Consider the following 17,562-nt stretch of genomic DNA (forward strand, 5'->3'; position numbering starts at 1 on the left):
CAATAGTGCACATGCAAAGGGAAAAGACGCCGGGCGTCCTCGCACACGTGAGCGCGAACGTGCGCCACTTCCGCGCGACCGCTGACCTCAGCCAGGTCGCCCTCGCGGAACGCTCCGGGATCAGTCGCCGCACGGTCGTGAAGCTCGAAGCTGGCGAGGCGAACATCAGCCTGACGGGCTTGGATCACCTCGCGGATGCTCTCGGGGTGACGTTCGTTGATCTCGTCGCCGCGCCCGCCGCACCTCGCGCCGACATCCGCGAGCTCGCCTGGCAAGGAGACGTGCCCGGCAGCGCTGCGGTGCTGCTCGCGTCCGTGCCCGCAGCCGTGGACGCGCAGCTCTGGTCGTGGGTCCTCGAGCCCGGCGACCGGTACGACGCCGAGCCTGATCCAGTGGGTTGGTCGGAGATGCTCATCGTGTTCGAGGGATCCCTCCACATTGACAAAGAGGACGGCGCCGCGGATCTCAGTACGGGCGATCACCTCGCGTTCGCCACTTCTCAGCAGTACGCCTACGTCAACATCACGGACATCCGAGTGCGGTTCATGCGAGTCGTCGTCAGCTGATCGGCCTGCGAGTCCCGACGACCGTCCGTTAGGAGATCCCCTCATGGGACGGCGGTCCTCGCAGTCGTCAGTACCGTGACCCACCGGACAGCTCATGAACACGGCGACGGCAGCGCTCTCGGCGCATTGCGCACTCAGGCGACACAACGTTACCCCGTCCGTTTAAAGCGTCCTCGTCGATGTCCCAAATAATTTCGCCAACGCCTAGTGGCTACTGACTACGACAGCACAGCTCCGCGTAGTCGATGCCGTCAACACCTTCGGCGAGAGGACGAAGGATCGGAGCAACGGGATGAACACACGCCCGGGACCTTCACCCACTGAGGTGACGAGACGCGGCCGAAATGCTCCACATCGCCGATCGATGACTACATACTCGGCGACAGTTTCGGCGAAAGACCGCTTTTGACAAGTGAATCTGGTGGAATTCACGAATGAATTTCTCGATAGATGGTACGGTGGGATTCGCAGGGCAGAAGGAGTAGGCCCTGGGTTTCCAGGTGTACGAGAAGGGGATCGCACCGGTTCCGACGACGCCGTCGATAACGATCCAGAAGCGTGGCCTCATCTCGATCAACCGCGCTGCGTTCGAGGCGATCGACAAGCCCGAAGGCGTCGAGCTCCTTTGGGACGCGGAGCGGAAAGCCATCGCTCTTCGCCCGGCATCGCTGACGAACCAGAACGCCTACCCGTGCGTGCGCAAGGGTCGACGGACCGCGGTCCCTGGCTGATTGCGGGGACGCTCTTCACTCAGTTCATCGGCCTCGACACCTCGGATGCCTACCGCTGGACGCCGTCCGTCGAGGACGGGCTCCTCGTCGTCGACATCAGCAAGCCCGGGTCGAAGGCGACCACGAATCGCCGGCCCAAGGCAGGCCAGGTTCCTGCTGGCCAGTCGGAGGAGTCCGCGTAGGCACATAGACCACTGGCCCGATCCCAGTTGCAATGGGATCGGGCCAGGGACCGGCCCGAGGGGCACGGAGTGACTTGGATGGTCAACTTCAGCGCAGGGGACTCAGTGCCCTCGCGTTCCCCCTCGGGCACTCAACCCCGAAGGAGGGCTCATGCCCACAATCACGGAATACCTGCAGATCACTAGACCGGTGCCTTTCGTGAACGTCGAGCTGAGCTGTGACAACGGCCTCTACCTCGACCCTCACGCGCTGCGTCTCAGCACGATGCCCGAGCCGTTCCGTCGCCAGGCCGTTACCGCGATCGACACCTTCCTCAACGAAGTCGTCTCCTGCCTCCTGTCCGCGTCGCGCAACGACCACGCCCGGGGGCTCGCGCTCCTGCAGCAGTTCGTTGAACCCTGGGAGACGAGGCTCGGCATGGCAGCAGCCGGCTTCCGAGGTCACGGTGGCGCGTCTGACGTCGGTCGATGGATCTGGGGAGCATTCCAGAGCGACCTCCGCCCCCTCGTCCGCGTCGGCATGATGCGCCAGCTCGAAGGCCTACCTCTCTTCATCGAGGGCATCGATCGGGACCGCACGTCAGACATCACGACGCGACTCGCCTTCGACGCGCTCATCCAGTTCACGGCGGACGTCGTCGCGAACTTCGATGAATTCACGACCGGTGCGGGGCAGATTGGAAAGTTCCGCCGACAGATCTGGGACATCGACCAGCTGGAGTGGAGCATCCGCGAGGTGGAACTCCCACTCGCGAACGGGGAGCCCGTTGTCCTCGTACCCAAGGGCTGGGCGCGTCCCACGCTGCTCATGTCCGCGGACCGCTTCTACGGCACCAGTGTGCTCAGCTTCGCTCAGCTCGAGCGCGCGACCATCCGCGGTGGCAAGCTGGTCACAACTCCGAAGCGCGTCTTGCGAACCGACAGTACCCTTGCCCGCGGGCGCGCCACCAACCTCGCAGTCACGCAACGCGCGCTCCGAGCCGACGAGGATCTGGTAGCCACCTTCAAGAGCCTCGTCGACTCGCGCTGGACCGAGTCGGTAATCTCGAAGGCGGCGTAGTGAGCGTGTGGCCTGGTCGATTCGACTGGCCACACGTCTCGGAGCGGAAACACCTGTAGATGACTTTTTGGCAGTTCTAGGGCTTGTACCGTCTCAAGCCGCACGTAACGGCGTAGCTGGACGCTCGGCGTCCCGCTGATTGATTCCATTACGCGACAGACTCCTGAACCCGGCGCCTGTGAGCAGCCACCACCCCGCTCCGGTGGTGTGTACGGTCATCGGGTGAAGCAGAAACGTTGGCAGGAGATCACTGAGTGGCCGTTGACGGTGGCTGCGGTAGTCTTCCTGATCGCGTACGCCTGGGAAGTGCTGGGCCACCTCACCGGGGCAACAGCGGCGGTAGCGGATGCTGTGATCAACGCAACCTGGGTGTTGTTCGTCCTGGACTACCTCGTCAATGTGATTCTCGCCGAACGGCGCGGACGGTGGTTCGTGACGCACCTGTTCGACTTCATCGTGGTGGCGCTACCCCTCCTGCGCCCGCTTCGGCTCCTCCGCTTGGTGACACTCGTGTCGATCCTGCAGCGCCGTGCGGGCGCTGCGTTCCGGGGCCGGGTCATCCTGTTCGCCGCGTTGAGCACCGCGCTGCTCCTCTTCGTTGCTTCCTTGGCGGTGCTCGATGCTGAGCGAGATACACCCGGAGCTCTGATCACGACGTTCGACCAGGCGCTGTGGTGGGCGTTCGTCACGATCACCACCGTCGGGTACGGAGACCTCTACCCCGTGACCGGAACGGGGCGGTTCATCGCAGCCGGCATCATGCTGGGCGGCATTGCGCTTATCGGTGTTGTCACCGCCACCCTCGCCTCGTACATCGTGGAGCGAGTCGCGCAACACGACGAGAACGCCGACAAGCGAACCCAAGAACAGGTACGCGAACTCACGGACGAGATCCGCTTGCTCCGCGAAGAGCTACGCGAGCACGACGCAACACGCCCTCCCCGCACAGAACACGAGACAACAGCACCAGAGCTGGGGCGGCCAGAGACCAGTAGAGGTTCATCGGACGCAATGTAACCACGACACGAAGCGCAGCGATAATGACGACACCGAGCGATGCTGCTCACATCCGGGCGCTGCTGTGGGCGCTCGGAGCGTCCCCCTGGGCGATCCCCATAAGAGACGCCTCCAGAGCCGTTTAGGGGAACTGAGCACTGTCCTCGTCCCGAGCACCCAGCTAAGTTTAGAGCCAGAGGTTGGAGGGCCGATGTCATCAGATGCCTACCCGTTCCCGGTCGCGCTTTCACGTCTGGGGGACGGTGACAGCCATGAGACTCAGAACACTCGTGCGATCAGGTGGTTGCTCAAGCAAGAAGTCGGCCCGATTGCTCTAGTGACCCCCCCCGTCGCAACGTCACTGGGAATACCTTGAGCGCTCTCGCAGCTCGGGCCGACACCACCCACTTCACTTGGCGAGGGCTCTCACCGGCGGCGCTCGACAACCGACGGATCGTCTACGCGTGGCCCGACCGGCAGCATCTGAACGATCTGTGGGGTGTTCGTGCTACGGCGCTCGTCGTGATCGAGTGGAACGAGTCGCACAGCGCTGAGTGGATCGCGGACGCCTCTCCCGACCTCCTGCTCCCAGGGGTGACCCTTCAGCCGCCCGCTGTCTCCGCGTCACCGTCCACCGACCTCCCTGAGGACGTGGCATCGATTCTGACGAGTACCGCGGCGTGCGCGGCCGGCTACTCCGGCGGTCTCAAGTGGAACGAAGGAGACAAACTCAAGGCGGACATGATGAATCGGCCTGCTCGGTGGGCTGCCGTAACCGTCGAACAAGTCCGGGCGAAGTGCCGCGAACTCGGGATGCAGCCGAACGACGTCGACACGATCGCGGACTTCGCACAGCGCCGGAAGGACGGGCGTCGGTTCAACGTCGGAAGCTCGTACTCGGCCTTTCACTTCGGCGATTAAGTGGCCTCGTGCTGCGGGCTCGGAGGTCTGCTCGTAGAGCGCGGTCGCGATCGGGTGCCCCTAGACTTCTCACATGCCACAGATGGATGCTTTGCAGTTGGCCGCCGGTGCGTACACGGCAGATACCTGGGACCAGAGCAACTGGCGCGAGTTCGGTCGAGAGACGGGCATGAGTGACATCCTTTCTCAGCACTCGCGTCTCTACCGCTCGCAAGATTTTGGAGACGACGACTACCCGGATGCGGCACTCGAGGTGCTCGGGTGGATTCTCACCGGTCATGCGGCGTGCTTCTCGATGAGGTCGGGGCGGAACCCGGACCAGTGGTCCTGGTCGCTTGCGACGACCACGGGGGCGGCGGAGCAGTCCACAAGGTTCTCGGTCGAGGCTTCCGGCTCGCAGCAGCTCCGCGGCATGATGAGGTCAGCGACAGATGGAGATGCCCGGTCCAGCAAAATCCACGACAAAAGTGCCAGAAGTCCATTTCGACTATCGATTTCTGTACCTTGGTTTCAGACAGAGGAGTTGTGAGAGCATGCATGAACAAGAGGAAACAAACTCCGTTGACCCGGAAGTCAACCTGATCAGCCTACGAAAGTTGGCCGATAGAGGAACGGACACTCACTTTTCGAGCGAGCAGTTAGAACGAATTAAAGAGCTCGTTCTAGCAGCTAACGCTTATGGGGCTACGGCGGACGTAATCGCCGTCGAATCTGGCCTGACAATGTACCAGGTGCTACAGATTCTCGAAGCTGAATCAACATCCGGGGAGTCGAAGAACCGATCAGCGCGCCAGGGGGCGCCTGACTGGCTGATTCATTTAGACTAAAACAATTCTAGTGGGGAAATGTGAAAATCTCTATCCGTCGTGCGATTACTCTTAGAGCGTTATTCATAAGGTTGTTTACCAGCCGAGTCGGTAGAGTTCGAGTTTTGTGATGGTGCGGATGATGGCGGGGAGTTCGCTGAGGCGTCCGCGGTAGCCGGTGGCGATGATTTTCCAGTTCTTGAAGTGGGCGATGCACCTCTCGACTGCGGATCGGGTTCTGGAGATTTCCCGGTTCGATTTCTTGGTGTTGTCGTCGAGGGTGGTGCCGTGGGGTCGTTTGCGGGGAGTGGTCGCGGTGGTGCCGATGTAGCCCGGGTCGGCGATCCAGTCCGTGTCATCGAGGATCGGCTCCCAGCCGCAGAGCGCGAGAGCGACACGATCATGACGGGCGCCGGCGACAGGGTCTGACGCGGCGAGGAGGCCGCCGTCCAGATCTGCGGCGATCTGCACATTGAGGCCTTGTCGGTGCCGCTTCCCGGAGTAATTCGACCGACCCGTTTTCGCGCGGTTCCCGGTGGGAACGTCTGTCCCATCGACCAGGACGACACGGCCTCGGACAGCTTCTTCCAGGGAAATCCCTGAGAAGCAACAGGCTTGCTCGATCAGCGGAACGATGCGCCGGTAGATCCGCGAGACGGTGGCTTGGGAGACGCCGTGCAGGTCCGCGACGGCGGCTTGGTTCAGGTTCTGTCGCAACAGCAGCAACGTCAGGATGACCTGCTCCCGCAGGTTGAGAAGCGCGGGGCGGCCAGGCAACGATGGACGCCCGGACAGGACCTGGAATATCCGAGCCACCAACTCCGTCACCTGCCCAGAGGTCAAACCTGTAGTAGAGTCATAGCGCATCGACTTCTCGCTTCAAGAATGGTGTGTAGGAACTTCCATTCTCTCCCGCGAGAAGTCGATGTCTTCACAGCGACACGCGCGAAACAGACCTTATGAATAACGCTCTTACTTCAGTTGTTCTCCTGTCCATTTTCGGTGGCACTGCGGTGGCCACAGCCGACGAACAAGTTCCCCGACCATCGGTCGACCAGGCATTCCTCGATGAGCAAGGCATCACCGGTAAAGTCGTCAACGTACAAACCGATGCGAAAGGTGCCAAGTTCTTCCTCTATGAAAACGGAAAGTGGGTACTTGAGCCTCCGGTGGACCCCAACCAGGCGAGCACCGCGAGTTATGGAGCGGGAGGGTGTGCTGGAACGTTTGTCCAGATTTACCGAAACGGCTTCGATCAATTGTACTGGGGTGGCCAGAGCGTCTGCGCCTCGAGCGGCACAGTCTTCACGCACAGCCTAAAGATCCAGCTGCGCAAGGGCTGCACTGGATTTTTCTGTGGGCAGCAGACGCGAGCCACAGCAATAAGTCCTGACAGCCCGTATAATGCGATTCAGACTATCAACCGTTTCGACAAGTGTAGCTCAGCCGCTCAGTACCGTTACGACATGGTCGCTTATGAGACCGTGCGAAGCGTTCAGTACGGGCCTTTTGTTGACGATGAGAACTTTGTCGTCGGTTGCAATTACTAAGGCGAAGTAGGTCAAGCAGGAGGGGCGGCACCAAGCCGGGCGGACGCCTCTCCTGCCTCGGCCACCGCGTCGAGGAACGGAGGACGATTCCTTACTGGGGGCGCCGCTTGCTCTCCGGCAGCTGCGCGCCAAGCGGCGTCCGCCTGGTGCCGATACAGCGACGCGCGACTCCACCCGGCGAGGCGAGCCGCATCCTCAGCAGTGCGGCCGCGCACTCGCGCATCCGCGGCAATTGCGAACTTGTCCGTGACCACCGCCGGGTCCGACAGGGGTCGGCCGAAGCGGATCCCGCTGGCACGGGCTGCGGCGATACCGGCATTCACTCGTTCAACGATGAGTTCCCGCTCGTACTCCGCGAGCGTGGCGAGCATGCCCAGCATCAGCCGGCCCGTCGACGTCGACGGGTCGATGCCGTCCGAGATCGACCGGACCTGCACACCGCTTCTTCATCCGGTTCGCTCGATCGCGGTCGCGCTCCCCGAGGTGACGGACTGAGAAGGCAGGAGAGGACCACGGGCCCCTGGCGGAAGGAGCGGGCGTTGTCGCGGGCCGGTTCGTGGTCAGTTGGTCGGCATGAAGGGGCCTCCGTATTCGCGGAGGTGGCTGATGCGTCCTTCGCGGAGGGTGATCACGGAGATGTAGCGGCGGCGGAGGCGACCGTCGCGGTCCGCGCGTCGGAGCACCGCCTCGTACTCGCATACCACCACCGCCGGGTCCTCGGTCGCTCGCACGGCGTGGAACGTGACCTCGTCGAACCAGAGGAAGCCCTCGAGGCCGGCAGCCATGACCTGGATCGCCTGCCGCCCCGTGATCGGCTGGGGATCTCCGGAGCCGTCGAAGGGCACGTCGATGACCGCGTCGTGATCGAACAGGTCGGGGAATGCGGTGATCCCCTGATCGATGCGCCCGTCGAGGGCGGTGACGAACGCGGTGACGGCGGCAGCGAAGTGCGGGGTCTCCATCCGGATCAGCCCAGCCGCACGTGCGCGATGCCGCCGTCGATGTCGAGGACTGTCCCGTGGGCGTACGACGCCTCGTCGGAGACGAGGAACCTCACGGCGAAGGCGATGTCGATCGGGCGCACGGGCGTTCCGGCGACGGTGCCCTTCGTCATCTCGACGAGGGCGTCCGCTGCGGCGGCGTTCCCCGGAGTAGCGGTGGCGCCGGGAGCGACGGTGTTGACGTTGACGCCGCGGGGGCCGAACTCGAGATGCTTGGTCTCTGAGTTTCGCCTCTGATCGCACCGTGTGGGAGGGGGGAGGGGCGCGGTGCCGTCCCGATAAGGGATCGCTGACCGGGACTTCCCTTACTTTCCGTCGAAGACGGTCGAGCGCAGCGGGCACGAAGAAAGTAACGGGTGTGCCTGCGGCACGAGCGGGCGGGCTGCGGGAGGATGACAGGGTGGACGACGGGGTGGTGGAGCGGTTTCTGGAGGGGCTCGCGGGGGCGGGAGCGGGGTTTCCGTTCGGGGAGGGGACCCGGGTGTGGAAGGTCGGGGGAAAGGTGTTCGCGCTCGAGACGGAGCGGTTCGGGCGGCCGGTGGTGAGCGTGAAGGCGCTGCCCGAGAACGTGGTGCACGTGGTCGCGGGAGTCGACGGGATCGCTCCCGGCTACCACCTCAATAAGAAGCACTGGGTGACGGTGGACGCCGGCGGGATCGTCGAGCCCGGGCTGGTGCTGGAGCTGATCGAGGAGTCGCACGCGATCGTCGTCGCGTCGCTGCCCCGACGGCTCCGCCTCACCCTCGACGGCACCGCTACGGGATCGCTGAACGGGGACCGCTGACCGGATCGGCGGGACCCCTGCCGCAGCAGAGGTCCCGCGAGGAGCGGCCTACAGGCCGTACGAGCGGAGGTACGCAGCGGTGTCGTGCCAGCCCTCGACGGCGAAGCACTCGACGCCCATCGCCTTGACGGGGTAATCGTTGCCATCGGGGTCGAGGCGGTCGCCGACGAAGATCATCTCGTCGAGGGGGATGCCGGTCAGCTCGGTGAGCTTGTTCATCCCGTACGCCTTATCGATGCCCTTGCGGGTGATGTCGACGGAGGTGGAGCCGCCGGAGCGGACCTCGAGGTCGGGGAGTACGGACTGCACGGCCTCGCGGAGGGTGTTCTTCTTCTCGCCGTCCGGGTCCCAGGCCTGCTTCACCTCGACGGGTGCGGCCTGGCCGAGGGCCGAGAAGGTGATCTGCGAGTCGCGGTCCTCGAGGATCGGGCCCCAGGTCTCCGACTCCCAGTAGCCGAGCTCCTTCGCCTTCTCCTCGACCGCGGCGAGGGCGCGTGACTTCTCGTCGTCGGTGAGGTTCTCGGCGTAGATCTGCGCCCAGTCGCCGTTCTCGTACCGGTAGTACTGCGTGCCGCAGGTGGGCATCAGGTGCAGCTTGGCGAGGACCTCGGGGTCGGCGCCCTCGAGGCGGTCGAGCACCTGCATCCGGAACTGGCCGATCTGGCCGCCCGAGATGATGCACACCTCGGTGGCCTGGAGCAGCTTCACGAAGAGGTCGGCCATCGCCGGGTCGACGGGGGACTTCGACGCGGCGAGGGTGTCGTCGAGGTCGAAGGCCATCAGGCGGGGCAGGGTGGTCATGGATCTCGTTTCACGGTCGGCAGACGGGGCGGTATCGAGGATACGGGGCGGCGCCGGAACGCGTGCGCGGTCGGCACGGGCGCCCTCCGCGCGCAGACTGGAGAGATGACCGCCGCCACAGCGCCCGACGGAGGACGACGCTCCGCCCCGCGCACTCTCGCCCGCCTCCTCCTGGGCCTCGTGCTCGTCACGGCGGGGACCGCCCACCTGACGCTCGCGCGGCAGGCCTTCCAGGCGCAGGTCCCGCCGTGGCTGCCGATGGACCCGGATGTCGTGGTCGTCGCCTCCGGATTCGTCGAGATCGCACTCGGGCTCGCGCTGGCGGTGCTCGCGCGGTGGCGGGTGGTCATCGGAGTCGCGGTCGCTGTGTTCTTCATCGCGGTGTTCCCCGGGAACGTCTCGCAGCTGGTGACACGGACGCCGGCGTTCGGTCTCGAAACGGACACGGCACGGGCGGTGCGGCTCGTGTTCCAACCGCTGCTGGTGGTCTGGGCGCTCTGGTCGACGGGGGCGTTCTCGGCCTGGCGGGCGCATCGGTCGCGCACCGTCCGGGGCTGATCCGGGGCCCCGGACGGCGGCCGACGGGAGACCCGTCGACCGCCGTCCGACACTGCTCGGCTACGCGGCGCGGCGGTGTCGCGCGATGACCAGCGCGAGACCCGAGAGCAGCAGCACCAGGGCGCCGCCGATCAGGCCGGCCGCGTCGGCACCGGTCTCAGCGAGCGAACCCGGTCCCGAGCCTGCGGCAACCGGAGCCCCTGTGGTGACGGGCTCCGGCGACGCAGGCGCCTCCGGCTGCTCGGTCGGGGTGCCGGGCTCGGTCGGCCCAGGCGCGACCGGAACCGCGGCGGCGGGCTGCGTCGTCAGCGACCAGTTGGGGTCGGAGAAGTCCGCCCGGTCGATCACGCCGCGGGCGGTCGACCAGTCGATGAGCAGCTGGCGGATCTCGAGGCGCTCGTCGTAGACGAGGGGAGCCTGCGCGACGGCCGGGTAGGCGCCTCCGCCGCTCTGACGATAGTTGTTGACCGCCATCACGAAGCGCTCGTCATCGGCGACCGGGGTCCCGTCGGCGTGGGAGAGATCGCGGATGCGCGAGCCGGCGGGCTGCGAGACGTCGATCACGTAGTCCACGCCCGAGATCGCGTCGTAGTTGTAGTCCGGGATGCCGTCTGGCCGGTCCTCCGTCTTCGCGTTGGTGCCGGTCTCAGGGTCGAACACCGCACCCTCCGCCGTCTGGACGAAGTAGCGGGCCGAGAACTCGAGGTACTCGCGCACCTCGGCTCCGGTCAGCTCGACCCCACGCAGAGTGTTCTCGTAGATGTACAGGCCCGCGATGTCGCGGATGCTGACCTGCCCCTTCGGGAACACGGCGGTGCGCGAGAACGGTGAGGCCTGCGAGATCACCGGCAGGTCGGCCCACTCCGTGCCCTCGAGGGCCGCCTCGACGGTCTGGGCCTGCACCGTGTTGATGAAGTCGATGATCGGAGTGTCCTCGTAACGAGACGTCGCGGCCGAGAGCTCCTCGACCGACTCCGCCACGGGGGTGTTCACGTACTCGATGGTGGTGGCGTGCTGCTCGGCGAGGGCGTCGACCAGCGCGGTCGACTCGTCTGCGATATCCGTCGCAGAGATGGGCTTCGCGACGGGGGCGCTGCCGGCGGACCAGTCGACCTCGAAGCCGCCAGCGGCGTCCGGAACGAGGTTCAGGGTGACCTCCGTGAGGCCCTGCGCCCAGAACTTCGGCTGGGTGACCAGCACCTGCTCGCCCGCGACATTGGTGAAGAGCGTCTCCGGGACGTCCTTGTGGCTGTGGCCGGCGACGACCACGTCGATCCCGGGGACCTGCGTCGCGATGTTGTTCACGACGTCCTCGTTGAGATCGGCCGGGTCGTACTCCGCGTCCGGGACCGTGCCCTGGCCGGTGTGCGCGAGGACGACGACCACGTCGGCCTGCTCCTGCACGATCGGGACCCACTGCTTCGCGGCGGCGACCATGTCCTGGAACTCGAGCACGCCGTCGACGTACTGCTTGTCCCAGACGTGGACGCCAGGGGTGACCAGGCCGAGCACGCCGACGGTGACCGTCTTCCCGTCGATCTCGCGCTCGATCAGCGTGTACGGGTCGTGGTACGGCTTCCCGGTCGCGACATCGACGACGTTGGCGCCCAGCAGTGGGGCGTTCAGATCGCCCTCGTACGCGCTGAGCATGTCGAGCCCGTAGTTGTACTCGTGGTTGCCGACGACCTGGGCGTCGTAGCCGATGGTGTTGAAAGCGGTGGCCATCGGATGCGTCGTCTCGCCCGAGAGGACGCCCGCGGCGCCGTCGCCGAGACCGTAGTAGTAGGTGAGCGGCGTGCCCTGGATCGCGTCGCCGTTGTCCATGACGAGCACGGACTCCTCACCCTTTTCGGCACGGAGGCGGTCGACCTCGGTCGCGACGCGGGTGAGGCCCAGCGTTCCGGCGGCCGGGTAGGGCGCATTCGCGAAGTAGTCCCAGTCATAGACGTGCCCGTGCGTGTCGGTCGTCGACACCAGGGTGAGTTCGACGCCGTTGTCGAGCGGGGCGGCCGAGGCGAGCGGAGCGGCGGTGGTGGCCCCGAGCGCGACGACGGCGAGGAGGCTTGCGGCGCGGAGACTGCGCATCGTTGTCCTGTTCGCATGGTGAGTGGTGGATGAACGTCCTCGAATCTAGGCGCCGCGTGTGAACTGCGCATGACGGGATCGAGAGCATTGCTCGGCGATGCAGAGGCCAGGCCGCCCACTGCGCCCCTCCGCTAGAATCGAGCGGCTGGTCGCGCGGACGCGGCACGACTTCCGCGCCGAGCCCGCCCATCCGTACGCCCCTCCCGTCGAGAAGGACACGCCATGCCAGCAATCGTCATCACCGGCGCCCAGTGGGGCGATGAGGGCAAGGGACGAGCCACCGACCTCCTCGGCAGCCGCGTCGACTACGTCGTCAAGTTCAACGGTGGCAACAACGCCGGGCACACGGTCGTCGTGGGCGACGAGAAGTACGCTCTGCATCTGCTTCCCTCCGGGATCCTCACCCCGGGCGTCGTGCCCGTCATCGCGAACGGCGTCGTCGTCGACATCGAGGTGCTGTTCCACGAGCTCGAGGCGCTGAGCGCCCGCGGCGTCGACGTATCGAAGCTGCTCGTCAGCGCCAACGCCCACGTCATCACCAGCTATCACCGCACCCTCGACAAGGTCACGGAGCGCTTCCTCGGAAAACGCCAGATCGGCACGACCGGTCGAGGCATCGGCCCGGCCTATGCCGACAAGATCAACCGCGTCGGCATCCGCATCCAGGACCTCTTCGACGAGAACATCCTCCGCCAGAAGGTCGAGGGCGCCCTCGACCAGAAGAACCACCTGCTAGTGAAGGTCTACAACCGCCGCGCGATCCTGGTCGAGCAGGTGCTCGAGGATCTGCTGCAGTACACCGAGCGCCTGCGCCCGATGGTCGCCGACACGTCCCTCGTGCTCGCGCAGGCCCTCGACGCGGGCAAGACCGTGCTGTTCGAGGCCGGCCAGGCCACGATGCTCGACGTCGACCACGGCACCTACCCGTTCGTCACCTCCTCCAACGCCACCTCGGGCGGCGCGGCCACCGGCTCCGGAGTCGCGCCGAACCGCATCGACCGGGTCATCGCCGTGATCAAGGCCTACACGACCCGCGTCGGAGCCGGCCCGTTCCCGACCGAGCTCTTCGACGAGTGGGGCGAGTACCTCCGCAAGCAGGGGTTCGAGTTCGGCACTACCACCGGCCGCCCGCGCCGCTGCGGCTGGTACGACGCGCCCATCGCCCGCTACTCCGCTCGAATCAACGGGGTCACCGACTTCGTGCTCACCAAGCTCGACGTGCTCTCGGGCCTGGAGAGAATCCCCGTCTGTGTCGCCTACGACGTCGACGGCGTCCGCCACGACGAGGTCCCCGTCTCGCAGAGCGACTTCCACCACGCGAAGCCGATCTATGAGGAGTTCCCCGGCTGGCAGGAGGACATCTCCGGGTGCCGCGACTTCTCGGACCTGCCGCAGACGGCGCAGGACTACGTCCGCGCCCTCGAGGCGATGAGTGGCGCCCGGTTCTCGGCGATCGGGGTCGGCCCGGAGCGCGAGCAGGTCGTCGTGCTGCACGATCTGCTCTGACGCGCTGCTCTGAGCCGTTCAGAGCAGGTGCAGGCCGCGCGCGATCGCGGCAAGGATCGCCCGCTCCACGTCGGGCCAGCAGGTGAGCACCTGAGACGCGGAGAACCGCAGGGTGACGTAGCCGTCGATCGAGGCGTGCAGATCACGGCGGCGATCGTTCTCGAAGTCGTGCGTCGATCGGCCGTCGAGCTCGACGATGAGGCTGTGGCCGATCACGAGGTCGACGCGCCCGACGCCGGGGATGTACACCTGCGCCCGGGCGGTGACGCCGATCAGGTGCAGGCGCCACCGGGCGAGGGTCTCCACGCCGCTCTGGGAGTCGTCGCGGGCGAACACGAGAAGCGCCTGCAGTCGGTGCGGGCAGGCGGCGCGCAGCTCGGCGAGGTCATCGGAACCGAGGATCCGCTTCTCGAGTGCGGACTCGAGCGCGACCAGCAGGTCTTCGTCGCCGACGGTCCGGCCGAGCTGGAGCAGCGCGTGGATCGGGGAGACGCGGAGCACCTCGTCCGCGGGATGCATCGGATCCCAGTGCAGTCGGACGCCGCGCGGTGCGGTGAGCCGGGCGGCGTGCGGCCCGACGTGTACGTGGAGCTCGGGCGAGCGCAGGACCCAGAGGCCGTGCGAGCGTGCCGCGTCGGTTGCCGCGAGGCGACCACCGAGACGGAAAGCGGCGAGGGCCTCCGGCGGGAGACGCGGCGAGGCGTACCAGCCGCGCCGGCCGCGGAGGAGGCGTCCGTCGCTGACCGCCGCCGTGAGGTCTCGGCCAGTAGCACCTGCCGCGAGCAGCTGCGATCGCGAGGCGACGCCGTCGCGCAGGGACAACTCGGTGTCGAAATCCATTCTGCGAGCCTGGCGCCTGAGGCCTGCCCGAGGAGGGGGCGATGGCCACAACCACGACGGCCGGACCGCCCGCGGTGCTTGTGGAGGGACGTTCGGTCCTCCGAGACGGGCGATCGTGTTCACAACTCAGGACGATCGGGCTGGAGGCGAGGCAGTCCAGCGGATCAGTCCGCGTCCCATCCGATCCTTCCTGCGTTGTGAACAGAACCACCCCGCCGAGCGCCGGATAATCGGCGCATGCAGATCTACGCCGACCTCCCAACCGTCCGCGCGCGGCAGATCGTGGCAGACGCCCTCGCACTCGGAGTCGCCGTCGTCGCGATTGCCGCGGGGATCGCGGTCGGCTCGCTGATCGCCGGACTCGCCGAGATCGGCCGCCGGCTCGAGAGCGCCGGCAGCGGCTTCGGCTCGACGATGAGCGATGCGGGGACCACTCTGGGCGGCATCCCCCTCCTGGGCGACGCTGTGCGTGCTCCCTTCGACGAGGCGAGCGGCGCCGGCTCCGTACTGGCGGCCGCCGGCCGCGACCAGCAGCAGCTTGCGAGCACGCTGGCCGTGGTCGCGGGGCTCGCCGTCGGCGGTCTTCCGGTCCTGCTCCTCGCCCTGCTGTGGCTCCGGCCGCGACTGCGCTTCGTCCGCCGCACCGCGCAGTTGCGGGCGCTCGGCTCGACCGTGGCCGGCTCCGAGTTGCTGGCCCTGCGTGCGCTCACCCAGGCGTCGCCACGCGAGATCCTCGCCGCGCACCCGGAGGCGGTGACCGGCTGGCGCCGCGGAGACCCCGACGCCACCGCCGCACTCGCAGCCCTCTCGCTGCGCCGCTCGGGGCTCCGAGCCCGCTGATCCGGGAGGCCGGCGGACCACTCCGGGTCCGTCGCTGGGATGACGGTGCGGGCCCCGGCGGACGACGCCGGCGACAGGAGCGGCTCCGTAGCGTCGAGGACATGCAGAACCAGACCTCCTCCGTCGTAGCGCGCGTCGAGGGCGTGCGCAAGCTCTACGGCAGCACCCCGCCCGTTGTCGCCCTCGACGACGTCACCCTCTCGATCCAGCGCGGCGAGTTCACCGCGGTGATGGGTCCGAGCGGATCCGGCAAGTCGACGCTCATGCACGTGCTCGCCGGACTCGACACGGCTTCCTCCGGCCGCGTGGTCCTCGGCGATGCGGAAATCACCTCCATGAGCGACGCCGAGCTCACCGTCCTGCGCCGCCGCAGTGTCGGTTTCGTCTTCCAGGCCTTCAACCTCGTGCCGACCCTCGACGTCCGCGGCAACATCCGCCTTCCGTTCGAGCTCGACGGCCGCGCTGTCACGGGCGCCGAGGAGGAGTGGATGAACCGGCTGATCGAGTCCCTCGGGCTCCGCGAGCGCCTCCGGCACCGGCCGCACGAGCTCTCGGGCGGCCAGCAGCAGCGGGTCGCGATCGCACGGGCGCTGGCCACTCGGCCGCAGCTGATCTTCGCCGACGAGCCCACCGGCAATCTCGACTCCCGCACCGGCCGCGAAGTTCTCACCCTGCTGCGCGCGTCCACGCGCGAGTACGGCCAGTCCATCGCGATGGTCACCCACGACCCGATCGCGGCGGCCTACGCCGACCGCATCGTCTTCCTCCGCGACGGGGCCGTCGTCGACGACCGCCGCGGGATGAGCGCGGAGGAGGTCTCGATCGCGATGCTCACGATGGAGGGCGCCGCGTGAGCAGCGTGCGTACGGGCTCGCACCAGGGCGGAGGCGCCATCGTCACCGTCGCCGCACTCGCCGCGGCGTTCGGCACCGTGCTGGTGCAGGTCATCGCCGATATGGTCGCGGCCTTCGCCGCGGCCGGGGTCGACAGCATCGGCCAGGTCGCCGCCATGCTCGGGATGGTCGGCGCCGTCTTCTTCGGTATCGCGGTGTTCGTGGGCGGGATCGTCACGGCCAATGCCGTCTCGACCGTCATCGCCGGGCGCACCCGCGAGATCGCCCTGCTGCGCCTGCTCGGCGCCTCCGGCCAGTCACTGCGTGGCGGGATCGTCCGCACGGGCCTCGTGCAGGGGTTCCTCGGCGCTGCGATCGGCCTGGTCGCCGGTGTCGCTCTCGTGGCGCTCGCCGCGGAACTCGCGATCCGGAGCGGCGCTTTGCCCCGCTTCGACTACCCGCTCGTTTCGCCCGGCCTGCTGCTGCCGCTGATCGCCGTGGTCGCCTCGACGGTCATCGCCTCGTGGTCCGGGTCGCGCCGCGTGCTCGTGGTGGCGCCGTCCCAGGCCGCGGGCTCCTCCGCGGAACCCCGCTATGAGGAGCTGCGTGGCCGCAGCGCCCGCAACGTCACGGCGATCGTCTTCGTCGTCGGCGGCGCGCTACTCCTGGCCGGCGGGGTGGTCGTTGGGCTCACCAACCCCGGCGGCGTGCTGCTCGGGCTCGTCGGAGGTATGGCGTCGTTCTCCGGGGTGATCCTCGGGGCGCCGGTCCTGCTTCCTCCGCTGACGGCCCTCGTCGGCCGAATCTTCGGAAACGGCCCCGTCGCGCGCCTCGCCTCCGCCAATGCCGTCCGCCATCCCGCGCGCAGCGCCCGCGCCGTCATCGGACTGGTGATCGGGGTATCCCTGGTCACGATGTTCGCGGTCGCCGCCGCCACCTTCAGCTCGATCATGCAGCGGTCGGGTGAGACGAACCCCGACGTGATCGTCGCGTTCGAGCAGTTCATCCAGGTGAGCACTGCGGTGATGAGCGTCCTGCTGGGCTTCTCGGTCGTCCTGGCCGCCGTCGGGATGGTCAACACGCTCTCGCTCAGCGTGCTGCAGCGCCAGCGTGAGCTGGGCCTGCTCCGCGCGCTCGGCTTCACTGGTTCGCAGGTGCGCGTCATGGTGGTCCTCGAGGCGGCGCAGATGATTGTCGCGGCGGCGATGCTCGGCATCGTGCTCGGCATCGTCTACGGCTGGTGCGGCGCGATCTCGGTGTTCGGCTCGCTGCCGGGCATCGGGTTGATCCCGCCGACCATCCCGGTGCCGATTTTGGTGGCCGTGCTCGTGGTGGGCGTCGTGATCACGGTCGTCTCGGCCGTGCTCCCCGCCCGTCGCGCGACGAAGGTGTCGCCGGTGGCCGCTCTCGCCGTGGCCTGAGGGCCCGCGCAGCCCGTCACGCCACGGACAATCCCGCGGCGAGGGGCGCCCTCCCGCTGGGTCGGCACAACCTCGCTCGCC

At 67.0% G+C, this 17,562-nt stretch carries 19 protein-coding genes and 1 pseudogene; 13 read left to right on the top strand and 7 right to left on the bottom strand.

Annotated features, from left to right (window positions below; translation table 11 throughout):
• Nucleotides 1-11: 11 nt before the first annotated feature.
• The 6 genes from A6122_RS01000 (at nucleotide 12) to A6122_RS01030 (ending at nucleotide 4,985) form a co-directional block, all read left to right on the top strand.
• Nucleotides 12-566: a helix-turn-helix domain-containing protein gene (locus tag A6122_RS01000; protein WP_084415726.1), complete on the top strand. Its 555-nt coding sequence runs from the start codon at nucleotides 12-14 to the stop codon at nucleotides 564-566.
• Nucleotides 567-1,257: 691 nt separating this feature from the next.
• Nucleotides 1,258-1,479 (top strand): hypothetical protein, encoded by a 222-nt coding sequence (locus A6122_RS01010; protein WP_068250533.1) that lies wholly within the window; start codon nucleotides 1,258-1,260, stop codon nucleotides 1,477-1,479.
• A gap of 151 nt (nucleotides 1,480-1,630) precedes the next feature.
• Entirely contained in the window at nucleotides 1,631-2,539 is a 909-nt protein-coding gene (locus tag A6122_RS01015) for a hypothetical protein (RefSeq protein WP_068250536.1), read from the top strand.
• Nucleotides 2,540-2,761: 222 nt separating this feature from the next.
• Nucleotides 2,762-3,556 (top strand): potassium channel family protein, encoded by a 795-nt coding sequence (locus tag A6122_RS01020; protein ID WP_084415727.1) that lies wholly within the window; start codon nucleotides 2,762-2,764, stop codon nucleotides 3,554-3,556.
• A gap of 351 nt (nucleotides 3,557-3,907) precedes the next feature.
• Nucleotides 3,908-4,456 (top strand): hypothetical protein, encoded by a 549-nt coding sequence (locus A6122_RS01025; protein WP_208855037.1) that lies wholly within the window; start codon nucleotides 3,908-3,910, stop codon nucleotides 4,454-4,456.
• A gap of 73 nt (nucleotides 4,457-4,529) precedes the next feature.
• Nucleotides 4,530-4,985, top strand: coding sequence for a hypothetical protein (locus tag A6122_RS01030; RefSeq protein WP_068250542.1), 456 nt, complete (start codon nucleotides 4,530-4,532; stop codon nucleotides 4,983-4,985).
• 373 nt (nucleotides 4,986-5,358) lie between these two features.
• Here the strand turns inward: A6122_RS01030 and A6122_RS01035 are convergent, their stop codons facing one another.
• Nucleotides 5,359-6,129, bottom strand: a complete 771-nt coding sequence (locus tag A6122_RS01035) for a transposase family protein (protein WP_084415728.1) — start codon at nucleotides 6,127-6,129, stop codon at nucleotides 5,359-5,361.
• 146 nt (nucleotides 6,130-6,275) lie between these two features.
• Between A6122_RS01035 and A6122_RS16260 the strand changes: the two genes are divergently transcribed.
• Nucleotides 6,276-6,812: a hypothetical protein gene (locus A6122_RS16260; protein ID WP_146085024.1), complete on the top strand. Its 537-nt coding sequence runs from the start codon at nucleotides 6,276-6,278 to the stop codon at nucleotides 6,810-6,812.
• 131 nt (nucleotides 6,813-6,943) lie between these two features.
• On the opposite strand, the pseudogene A6122_RS15410 reads toward A6122_RS16260, so the two are convergent.
• The 3 genes and pseudogenes from A6122_RS15410 to A6122_RS15415 form a co-directional block, all read right to left on the bottom strand.
• A pseudogene (locus tag A6122_RS15410) lies at nucleotides 6,944-7,252 on the bottom strand (recombinase family protein); the annotation flags it as partial.
• A gap of 120 nt (nucleotides 7,253-7,372) precedes the next feature.
• Nucleotides 7,373-7,774, bottom strand: a complete 402-nt coding sequence (locus A6122_RS01040) for a nuclear transport factor 2 family protein (protein ID WP_068250547.1) — start codon at nucleotides 7,772-7,774, stop codon at nucleotides 7,373-7,375.
• A 5-nt stretch (nucleotides 7,775-7,779) separates the two neighbouring features.
• Entirely contained in the window at nucleotides 7,780-8,100 is a 321-nt protein-coding gene (locus A6122_RS15415) for an SDR family oxidoreductase (protein ID WP_084415730.1), read from the bottom strand.
• A gap of 113 nt (nucleotides 8,101-8,213) precedes the next feature.
• On the opposite strand from A6122_RS15415, the gene A6122_RS01045 reads away from it, so the two are divergent.
• A complete protein-coding gene (locus tag A6122_RS01045) occupies nucleotides 8,214-8,597 on the top strand; it encodes an MmcQ/YjbR family DNA-binding protein (protein ID WP_068250548.1) in 384 nt (127 codons plus the stop codon).
• A 48-nt stretch (nucleotides 8,598-8,645) separates the two neighbouring features.
• On the opposite strand, the gene A6122_RS01050 is transcribed toward A6122_RS01045, so the two are convergent.
• Nucleotides 8,646-9,398 carry an HAD-IIB family hydrolase gene (locus A6122_RS01050; protein ID WP_068250549.1) on the bottom strand — a complete coding sequence of 251 codons (753 nt, stop codon included), beginning with the start codon at nucleotides 9,396-9,398 and terminating at the stop codon, nucleotides 8,646-8,648.
• Nucleotides 9,399-9,503: 105 nt separating this feature from the next.
• Between A6122_RS01050 and A6122_RS01055 the strand changes: the two genes are divergently transcribed.
• Nucleotides 9,504-9,956, top strand: coding sequence for a DoxX family protein (locus A6122_RS01055; RefSeq protein ID WP_068250552.1), 453 nt, complete (start codon nucleotides 9,504-9,506; stop codon nucleotides 9,954-9,956).
• A 60-nt stretch (nucleotides 9,957-10,016) separates the two neighbouring features.
• Here the strand turns inward: A6122_RS01055 and A6122_RS01060 are convergent, their stop codons facing one another.
• Nucleotides 10,017-12,041, bottom strand: coding sequence for a 5'-nucleotidase C-terminal domain-containing protein (locus A6122_RS01060; RefSeq protein ID WP_068250555.1), 2,025 nt, complete (start codon nucleotides 12,039-12,041; stop codon nucleotides 10,017-10,019).
• A gap of 222 nt (nucleotides 12,042-12,263) precedes the next feature.
• Between A6122_RS01060 and A6122_RS01065 the strand changes: the two genes are divergently transcribed.
• Nucleotides 12,264-13,547 carry an adenylosuccinate synthase gene (locus tag A6122_RS01065; protein WP_068250558.1) on the top strand — a complete coding sequence of 428 codons (1,284 nt, stop codon included), beginning with the start codon at nucleotides 12,264-12,266 and terminating at the stop codon, nucleotides 13,545-13,547.
• A gap of 18 nt (nucleotides 13,548-13,565) precedes the next feature.
• On the opposite strand, the gene A6122_RS01070 is transcribed toward A6122_RS01065, so the two are convergent.
• The gene (locus tag A6122_RS01070) at nucleotides 13,566-14,387 is read right to left on the bottom strand and encodes an endonuclease domain-containing protein (RefSeq protein ID WP_068250560.1); all 822 of its coding nucleotides are present in this window, start codon (nucleotides 14,385-14,387) and stop codon (nucleotides 13,566-13,568) included.
• A 237-nt stretch (nucleotides 14,388-14,624) separates the two neighbouring features.
• Here A6122_RS01070 and A6122_RS01075 point away from each other — a divergent pair, with 237 nt between their 5' ends.
• From A6122_RS01075 to A6122_RS01085, 3 genes are all read left to right on the top strand, one after another.
• The gene (locus A6122_RS01075; RefSeq protein ID WP_068250563.1) at nucleotides 14,625-15,227 is read left to right on the top strand and encodes a hypothetical protein; all 603 of its coding nucleotides are present in this window, start codon (nucleotides 14,625-14,627) and stop codon (nucleotides 15,225-15,227) included.
• 101 nt (nucleotides 15,228-15,328) lie between these two features.
• On the top strand, nucleotides 15,329-16,081 hold the full coding sequence (locus tag A6122_RS01080) for an ABC transporter ATP-binding protein (RefSeq protein WP_068250566.1): 753 nt from the start codon (nucleotides 15,329-15,331) through the stop codon (nucleotides 16,079-16,081).
• Nucleotides 16,078-17,481, top strand: a complete 1,404-nt coding sequence (locus tag A6122_RS01085; protein ID WP_068250569.1) for an ABC transporter permease — start codon at nucleotides 16,078-16,080, stop codon at nucleotides 17,479-17,481. The genes A6122_RS01080 and A6122_RS01085 overlap by 4 nt, the downstream gene beginning before the upstream one ends.
• Nucleotides 17,482-17,562 lie beyond the last annotated feature (81 nt).

The sequence above is a fragment of the Rathayibacter tritici genome (assembly GCF_001641005.1).
Taxonomy (GTDB): domain Bacteria; phylum Actinomycetota; class Actinomycetes; order Actinomycetales; family Microbacteriaceae; genus Rathayibacter; species Rathayibacter tritici.